The organism is Gordonia sp. (in: high G+C Gram-positive bacteria) (genome assembly GCF_049299075.1).
GTDB lineage: Bacteria > Actinomycetota > Actinomycetes > Mycobacteriales > Mycobacteriaceae > Gordonia.
This window is the reverse complement of record NZ_JBAQWU010000186.1, coordinates 1-2,481: the sequence shown is the minus strand read 5'-3', so window position 1 is coordinate 2,481 and position 2,481 is coordinate 1. Positions and strand designations below refer to the sequence as shown.

Annotated in this window: 3 protein-coding genes and 4 tRNA genes; 1 reads left to right on the top strand and 6 read right to left on the bottom strand. The window is 67.3% G+C overall.

All coding sequences use genetic code 11. The annotated features are described in order from the left end of the window. Window positions 1-105: 105 nt before the first annotated feature. The 3 genes from WAW85_RS06050 to WAW85_RS06040 form a co-directional block, all read right to left on the bottom strand. Window positions 106-179, bottom strand: a tRNA-Phe gene (locus tag WAW85_RS06050). Window positions 180-209: 30 nt separating this feature from the next. Continuing rightward, window positions 210-286: transfer RNA gene (locus tag WAW85_RS06045), tRNA-Asp, on the bottom strand. Window positions 287-320: 34 nt separating this feature from the next. Further along, a tRNA-Glu gene (locus tag WAW85_RS06040) sits at window positions 321-393 on the bottom strand. A 118-nt stretch (window positions 394-511) separates the two neighbouring features. Between WAW85_RS06040 and WAW85_RS06035 the strand changes: the two genes are divergently transcribed. Then, a complete protein-coding gene (locus WAW85_RS06035; protein ID WP_422558733.1) occupies window positions 512-1,129 on the top strand; it encodes a TetR/AcrR family transcriptional regulator C-terminal domain-containing protein in 618 nt (205 codons plus the stop codon). A gap of 1 nt (window position 1,130) precedes the next feature. Here WAW85_RS06035 and WAW85_RS06030 read toward each other — a convergent pair. The 3 genes from WAW85_RS06030 to WAW85_RS06020 form a co-directional block, all read right to left on the bottom strand. Beyond that, window positions 1,131-1,203: transfer RNA gene (locus WAW85_RS06030), tRNA-Lys, on the bottom strand. 13 nt (window positions 1,204-1,216) lie between these two features. Then, entirely contained in the window at window positions 1,217-2,119 is a 903-nt protein-coding gene (locus WAW85_RS06025; protein WP_422558732.1) for an alpha/beta fold hydrolase, read from the bottom strand. A 9-nt stretch (window positions 2,120-2,128) separates the two neighbouring features. Beyond that, window positions 2,129-2,481: CopD family protein (locus tag WAW85_RS06020; RefSeq protein WP_422558731.1), on the bottom strand; the 353-nt coding region annotated here is incomplete at its 5' end.

Below are 2,481 nucleotides of genomic sequence, written 5' to 3'. Positions count from 1 at the left end.
ACCCTGACGGGACTCGAACCCGCGACCTCCGCCGTGACAGGGCGGCGCGCTAACCAACTGCGCCACAGGGCCATATGAAATTGTTGCGATACTGCTTGTCGTGCGTGGCCAGAGTCGGGATCGAACCGACGACCTTCCGCTTTTCAGGCGGACGCTCGTACCAACTGAGCTACCTGGCCGGATTGGTGCATAACGCACCGACGCCGTAATGGCGACCCTGACGGGACTCGAACCCGCGACCTCCGCCGTGACAGGGCGGCGCGCTAACCAACTGCGCCACAGGGCCTTGTTCAGTTATCTCCGTGATATCCACGGAGTCGTACCCCCTACGGGATTCGAACCCGCGCTACCGCCTTGAAAGGGCGGCGTCCTAGGCCGCTAAACGAAGGGGGCCAGCTGTCCTCGTGGGAGCTTGACCAGCGTATGGCACGAGCCGAGCAATTCACAAATCGTCAGGTCACGACCGGATTCGGGCTACCGGCCTTTAGCTCGTCGCCGTACATTGTGGGACATGGAGGAACGACGCGGGCGGCCCCGCCGCGAGGAATTGGCGAACCGGCAGAACGCCATGCTCGACGCCGCCCTCGACGTCTTGACCGACGACGGCTACGGCGGCTTCACGGTGGCCGCGGTGGCCCAGCGGGCCCGCGCGTCCAAGAGCACCGTCTACTCGTGGTTCGAGAATCGCGACGGGCTGCTGCGCGCCGCCGTGGCGCACCACTATCGGCCGGGAATGTTCAATGCTCGGGCCGAGGAGGACGCTGAACCGACCGAGGCCCTCGTCGGCTTTGCTCGGACGCTGCTGCGCCTGGTGCACAGTCGCCGGACATTGGCGCTGGCGCGCGCGGTGATGACCAACCCGACGGTGCAGCAGACGGTGCTCGCCGTCGGCGGCGATCGCGGCCGCAAGCAACTGGCCGGATATTTTCAACACCTCGCCGAGGAAGGAATTCTGACCGTCGACGATCCGCTGGCGGCGGCGACGGCGTTTTACGGCCTGGCGGTCCAGGACAGCCATACTCGCTGCCTGTACGGCGAGCCACTGATGACCGAAGCCGAGATCGATGAGCGCGCCGACTTCGCCGTCAACGCCTTCCTGAAACTGTTCGGCCGACACGCTGACGAGTAAGTGCCCCCACCAGGGCTCGAACCTGGGACCTGCGGATTAAAAGTCCGTAGCTCTACCAACTGAGCTATAGGGGCGCAGGCGCTGAACTCAGCGCGAAAATGAGTCTACCTGGCGCCGTGCCCGGACCGAATCCACGGCCTCAGAAAAGGCCGGAACAAAGCGTTCGGCACCCAAAACGCAGCAGGCATGCCCGCCGTCAACAGGGAAGACGAGGGCGTCGCCGATCCCCTCGGACAGCAACGCCTGCCGCTCCGGCGGCACCGTCTTATCCCGGGTCGAGATCACCACGGACGCAGGCACATCGACGTCACCGAGCCACTCCCGCGAGTCGAACTGCGCCATCGCCTCGCTGAATGCGCCGAACTTGCTGATCGGCGTCGAGAGAAACTGCCGGACACCCCAGCCCAGGGTGCTGCCCGACCAGTCGTTGAGCCGGATGTCCGACGAAAGTGGCAAGTAGCGGTCCAGGCGGGCGCCGATCGCACCCACCGTGTGGTCGCGCGCGAGCTCCTCGGGGTCGATGCTGGAGAAATAGGGTCCAGTGGAGCACAGCACCAGACCGGCGACCCGATCGCGGTGCCGCTGCCAGGCGAGCTGAGCGATGCCGCCGCCCATCGAAAAGCCGGCGGCGATGAAGTTGTCGATGCCGAGCTGGTCGGCCACCGCGACAGTATCGTCGGCGCAGGCGTCGAGCGTGAACTCGGCCGACCGGATACCGCGACCGTGCCAGCGGTGATCGATCGTGATGACGCGGTAGCGCTGGTTCACTTCCGGGATCACCGGGTACCAGCAGAGCAGCCCGGTGGTGGCCACCGAGTGCATCAGGAACAGCGTCGGCGCGTCCGGCGGGCCCGATTCGGTGATGAACGTCGTCCCGCGCCCGGGCAGTTCCAGATAGCGTCCGGTCGGCAGATCGCGGACAGGGTACGGACGTACCAGGTGCCCCAGGGCACGCTTGGCCGAACCGATGCGGGACTTTTCACTTGCCACCCTTCGAACCTACCCGCCGATCGGCGACGTCGCCGCCAGACCGGCGGCCAGGCCGAGCGCCACCGACAGTCCAGCCACCGAGGTCACCGCTCGGCGCAGCGAGTCATCGTCGGCGATCCGGTGCCGGGTGGCCGCGGGCACCCATCGACGACGGTGCCAGCCGCCCAGCGCGAGGAGCACCACCAGGACCGCGGTCTTGGCCAGCACCACCTGGCCGTAGCCGGTGGTCCACCAGTCCGGGCCGAGGCCCAGCACCCCGGCGGCACTGACCAGCCCGGTCGCCGTCAGCACGGCGGCGGCGATCAGCGCGTAACCGGAGAACACGGTCAGCGAGCGCGCCCAGCCGCCGCGCCCGCGGACGC

Bases quoted from the DNA above. Each gene is read 5' to 3' on its own strand.
- WAW85_RS06035 (WP_422558733.1), top strand. From the start codon at position 512: ATGGAGGAACGACGCGGGCGGCCCCGCCGCGAGGAATTGGCGAACCGG.